This is a genomic window from Streptomyces sp., assembly GCF_031178505.1.
GTDB lineage: Bacteria > Actinomycetota > Actinomycetes > Streptomycetales > Streptomycetaceae > Streptomyces > Streptomyces gulbargensis.
In genome coordinates, this window is sequence record NZ_JAPSIW010000514.1 from 1 (window position 1) to 5,230 (window position 5,230).

General features: G+C 77.3%; 4 protein-coding genes. 2 read left to right on the forward strand and 2 right to left on the reverse strand.

Features of this window, described 5'->3' with window-relative positions; genetic code table 11:
• Positions 1–1,867, reverse strand: a 1,867-nt coding sequence (locus RIF68_RS26625) for an NAD-binding protein (RefSeq protein WP_309053844.1), incomplete at its 3' end; no start/stop codon positions are given.
• 335 nt (positions 1,868–2,202) lie between these two features.
• Here RIF68_RS26625 and RIF68_RS26630 point away from each other — a divergent pair.
• Positions 2,203–3,525, forward strand: coding sequence for a serine hydrolase (locus tag RIF68_RS26630; RefSeq protein WP_309053841.1), 1,323 nt, complete (start codon positions 2,203–2,205; stop codon positions 3,523–3,525).
• 113 nt (positions 3,526–3,638) lie between these two features.
• Here the strand turns inward: RIF68_RS26630 and RIF68_RS26635 are convergent, their stop codons facing one another.
• Positions 3,639–3,881, reverse strand: coding sequence for a DUF5133 domain-containing protein (locus RIF68_RS26635; RefSeq protein WP_309053842.1), 243 nt, complete (start codon positions 3,879–3,881; stop codon positions 3,639–3,641).
• Between the two features lie 150 nt (positions 3,882–4,031).
• Between RIF68_RS26635 and RIF68_RS26640 the strand changes: the two genes are divergently transcribed.
• The gene (locus tag RIF68_RS26640; RefSeq protein ID WP_309053843.1) at positions 4,032–5,069 is read left to right on the forward strand and encodes an NAD-dependent epimerase/dehydratase family protein; all 1,038 of its coding nucleotides are present in this window, start codon (positions 4,032–4,034) and stop codon (positions 5,067–5,069) included.
• Positions 5,070–5,230 lie beyond the last annotated feature (161 nt).

A 5,230-nucleotide genomic window follows, 5' to 3' on the forward strand; every position in this document is an offset into this window, starting at 1 on the left:
CGAGGCCCCGGCGGGTGGCCGCGACGATCACCCGGTCGCCGGGGACGAGGACCCGCTCGGGGGCCAGGCGCCATGCCCGGTTCCGGTCGGGCGGCGCGTCGACGGGGGTGCCGGCGGCGCGTTCCATCGCGATGACCCGCCAGGAACCGGGACGGAAGGCGTCGGCCACCTCGCGGTTCTCCAGGAGCGGGTGGGCCGCGACGTCCACGGCCGCGAAGAGGAGGACCCTGCGCTCGACGGGGAGCGCGCCCAGGATCCGGCGGCCCATCATGGCGCCGGCGAAGGCGGGGGCGGCCAGGTGGGAGACGCTGCGGCTGCGGGTGAGGGCGCCGGGGTGGGCGGTGCGCAGGGTGCGGTAGACGGCGGTCGCGAAGTCGTCGTCGTACAGGCGGAGCACGACCCGCAGGTCGGGGGCGAGGGCGCGGGCGGAGAGCGCGGCCTCCAGATTGGTGATGTCGACGCTGGTGAGGGCGAGGAGGGCGTGGGCCCGGGGGATGCGCGCGGCCTCCAGGACGCCTTCCTCGGTGACGTCGCCGATGACGGTGGGGACCCGGAGCCGGCGCGCGACGGCGATGCCACGTGCCTCCGGGTCGGACTCGACGCACACGACGGGGATGCCGAGGCGCCGGAGCCGGGCGAGGACGCGGGTGCCGACCTTGCCGAGGCCGAGGAGGACGACATGGCCGGACAGACCGCGCGGCGGGCGGCGCAGCGCGGTCGCGGTACGGAAGGTGCCGAGGCCCTCGACGACGGCGGCGACGATCACGGGCAGCAGGAGCAGCCCCACGAAGCCCGCCAGGATCTGGAGGACCTGACGGCTGGTCGCCTCGCCGACGGCCGGCTCGCCGATGGCGAAGATGTCGAGCAGGGTCAGGTAGGCGGCGTGCAGCGGGTGGTCCCCGGTGGCCACGGTGAGGGCGAGCGCGAGGGCGAGGACGGCGCCGGCGGCGCCCGCCAGGGACCAGCGCAGGCGGCGGGAGAAGAGGGAGGCGACGGGCAGCGCCGCGCCCGCGAGCCGCCCGGGGCCCGCGGTGCCGCCCGCCGGGGTGACCGCTTCGAGGGTGACGGTGACGCGGCCGGTGGACTCGGCGACGGTGCGGTCGTCGGGCAGGAGGCGGGGGCCCTCGTCGCCGCTGCGTTCGGAACCCTCCCAGCCGGCCGGGTCGCGGGCCGTGGCCGAGAGCAGGGCGAGGGTGCACAGACCCCGGTCGGGGGCCGTGCCGTCGGTGGACGGTGTCCGTTCGACCGCGTGCAGGAGCAGGCCGCCCGCCTGCACCACCTTGCTCGTGCCGGCGACGGCCGCCGCGGCGAGGGCCGGGGCGGCCGTGTCGACGTCGGAGAGCACGGTGGTCGCGGCGTCGAGCTTCTCGGGGTCGAGACCCGGTTCGGCGACGGCGGCGGCCTGGTCGAGGAGGGTTTCGAGGTGCTGGCCGAGTTTGCGGTTGTAGAGCCGGATGACCAGCCGCAGGCGGGGGTTGAGACGGCGGGCGACGAGCGCGGCCCGGATGTTCGTCTCGTCGTCCTCGTGCACGAGGGCGAGGGCGGCGGCGCGCTCCGCCCCCGCGTCCGTCAGGGCCCGGTCGTCGGCCTCGGCGCTCTCGACGACCGTCAGGCTGCCCTCGGCGCCGAGTCCGCTGCCGTGCTCCGGGCCCGCGGGCCCGGTGGCGTCACCTCCGGGGACGGTGGTGGTGCGGGTGACGGCGGCGGTGACCCGGCCGAAGAGGGACAGCGCGCGGCCGGGGCGGGCGGCGGGCGCGCTGGGCGCGTCGGGCCGCGCCGGTACGAGGAGGGTGACGCGCTCCCCGTACACCTCGTGCAGTTCGCGCGCGAGGCGGTGGGCGAGGGCGTCGTCCCCGCAGACGATCATGTGCCCGCCGGGGGCGGAGCGGGACGGCCGGTCGGCGCGCTGGGCGGGCGGGGCCGCCGGGCGCGCGCCGGGGGCACGCGCGGGGTGCGGTACGGAGCGGGCGGCCGGGCCACCGGGGGCCGCGCCGGGCGCCGGGACCGGAACGTCATTGCCGTGGTGCGGGGGTGAGGACACGTCACCAGGATGCCCCGGGGCACCGACAACGGTCCGCGCGGGCCGGTGGGCGGCGGCTCCACCCGCTCGGGCCAGCGACGCGCCGCCCGGCGGAAGCACCCGCTACGCCGGTCGGCGCACTCCGTTCTGCGGGCTCCGCGCCCGCTTCCTACGGTGACTGAATGATCGTCACGTCAGCTGTTCGTCATGCCGCCGCGGGGACCGCGGCGCTGCTGTTCGTGCTGCCCGGTCCGGCGGCCGCCGCTCCGGCCGCTCCGGCCGCCGCCCGTCCCCCGGTGGCCCTGACCGCCGCGTTCGCGTCCCCCGCTCCCGCGGCGGCGCCCGCCGAGCCGACCCCGCCGGCACGGGGGGCCGGCGTGGATCCGGCCCGGCTGCACCGGCAGGGCACGCAGGTGCAGCCGCTGCCCGGGGCGCCGGCGGTGCCGTGGGTCTCCGCCCTGGCGTGGGTGGTGGCCGACGCCTCGACCGGTGAGGTGCTGGGCGCCCGGGACGCGCACCGGCGGCTGCCGCCGGCCAGCACCCTCAAGGCGCTGTTCGCGCTGACGGCGCTGCCCCGCCACGATCCCGGGGAGCGGCACACGGTGGCCGACAGCGAACTGACCGGCATCGGGGCCGGCAGCAGCCTGGTGGGGGTCAAGGAGGGGTACACGTACCGGGTGTCGGACCTGTGGAACGGGGTCTTCCTCAGCTCGGGGAACGACGCGGTGCGCGTGCTGGCGGCGATGAACGGCGGCTGGGAGGAGATGGCCCGCCAGATGCAGGAGAAGGCGCGGGCGCTCGGGGCGGTCGACACGCGGGTGGTGTCGCCGGACGGGTACGACGCGCCGGGCCAGGTCTCCTCCGCCTTCGACCTGGCCGTCTTCGGGCGGGCCGGTCTGCAGGACCCGCAGTTCACCCGGTACTGCTCCACCGCGTACGCCGACTTCCCGGCCGGCTCCTGGTCGTACGGCATCGCCAACACCAACCGGCTGCTCACGGGTGCCGACGGGGTGGCCCGCTACCCGGGTCTGATCGGCGTCAAGAACGGCTACACGAGCAACGCGGGCAACACGCTGATCGCGGCGGCGCGACGGGGCGACCGGACGCTGGTCGTGTCGGTGATGAACCCCCGTTCGGGCGGGGGCCTCGCCGTGTACGAGGAGGCCAGGTCGCTCCTGGACTGGGGCTTCGCGGCGGCGGGCCGGGTGCGGCCGGTCGGTTCGCTGCTGCCGCGCCGGGCGGAGCCGGCGGCGCCGGACGCCGGCACCCGCCCGGTGTCGGTCCCTCGGAACGGCGCGGCGGGCGAGCGGACCGCCCCGCGCGAGGCGCCCGCGGACACCCGCGGTGTCCCCGGCGCGGCCGCCGCCGGGCGGACGGACACGGGCCAGGACGCGCCGCCCCCGTCCGCCTCCGCGGCCTTCCCGCTCACCCTCCTGGGGACCGCGTGCGCCGCGGCCCTCGCCCTCTGGGCCCTGCGGCGCCGCACCGCGTCACGGCGGGACTGACGGGACGGCCGGGCGTGCCCGCCGGGGCGCCGGAGCCCCCGTGGGTAGGCGGGGGCCGGCCGGGACGCCCGGCCGGACCCGGGACTCCGGGGGCGGCGCACGCCCGCACCGGGTCAGGCCCCCGGGAGGCCCTCCAGGGGCTTCCAGGGGCCCGGCTCCTTGTGGGCGACGTAGCGCTCGGCGGCGCGGACGGCCTCCGGGGCTGTGCGCTTGCCCATCAGGACGCAGAGCGTGTACGCGGTGTCCTCGAAGCGCCGGCGGACCGACAGGTCGCACGGCCTGGCCAGGACGGAGCGCTCCTGGGAGCGGTAGTGGTGCAGCAGCCGTTCGACCGTCTTCCTGTCGGGCAGCAGCATGGAGTCCTCCTGCGTTTCCCTGACCCCCTCGGTAGGCATTCGCTTCATAGTCACGGCGGAACGCCACCTCCGCGACCCGCGCGGCCACGGCGTGTGACGGGGCGGCCTGCCGGCGTGCGCGCGGGGCGCCGATGACGGAGGGTCGGAGACATGGATTCGAGTTCGCTCTCGCGCGTGGTGGTCACCGGTGCCACCGGGAATGTCGGTACGAGTCTGGTGCGGGCCCTGTCCCGGGAGCCGCGGGTCGGCTCCGTGCTGGGCGTGGCCCGGCGCAGACCCGATCTGGAACTGCCGGGGGTGGAGTGGGCCGAGGCGGACGTCTCCCGCGAGGGCGACGAGCCGCGGCTCGCCCGCCTGGTGGCGGACGCGGACGCGGTGGTGCACCTGGCGTGGCGTTTCAACCCGACGCACGACCCGGTGGTGACGTGGCGGGCGAACGTGCTCGGCTCGATGCGCGTCTTCGAGGCGGTGGCGGCGGCCGGGGTGCCGGTTCTCGTGCACGCCTCGTCGGTCGGCGCCTACTCCCCCGGGCCGCCGGGAGGTGCCCCGGTCTCCGAGGAGTGGCCGACGCACGGCTGGCCGGGGGCCGCGTACACCCGGGAGAAGTCCTACCTGGAGCGGGTCCTCGACACCTTCGAGCGGGACCATCCGCAGGTGCGGGTGGTCCGGATGCGTCCGGCGTTCCTGTTCAAGGAGGAAGCGGCCAGCGAGCAGCGCCGGATCTTCGCGGGCCGCTACTTCCCCGGCCGGCTGATGCGTCCGGAACTGCTGCCGCTGCTGCCCGAGTTCCCGGGGCTCCGGTTCCAGGTGATGCACACCGACGACGCCGCCGACGCCTACCGCAGGGCGCTCCTGCGCGAGGTGCGGGGGCCGTTCAATCTGGCCGCGGACCCGGTGGTGGACGCGGAACTCCTGGGCCGGGTGCTCGACGCGCGGCCGGTGAAGGTGCCGGCCGGGGTGGTGCGGGGCGCGCTCTCGGCGGCCCATCACCTGCGGCTCGCCCCGGCCTCCCCGGGCCTGTTCGACGCGGTGCGGCGCATTCCGGTCATGTCCACCGAGCGGGCCCGGCGGGAGCTGGAGTGGGAGCCGTCGGCGACGTCGGTGGAGGCCCTGGAGGCCTTCCTGCGCGGGGTCCGGGCGGGCGCCGGTGACAGCACGGCCCCGCTGGGCGGCCGCAGCATCGGCTGACGCCGTGGCCGGAGGTGCCCGCTCCGGGGTCTCCGGCCGGCCTCAGCGCCATCCGTGGGTGCGGCTCAGGTGCCGGCTGAAGGCGGGTTCCGCGGTGAGCCGGCGGGCGTAGGCCCACAGGGCGGGGTGGGCGGTCACACGTGCCCGCCCTTCGGGGGTGA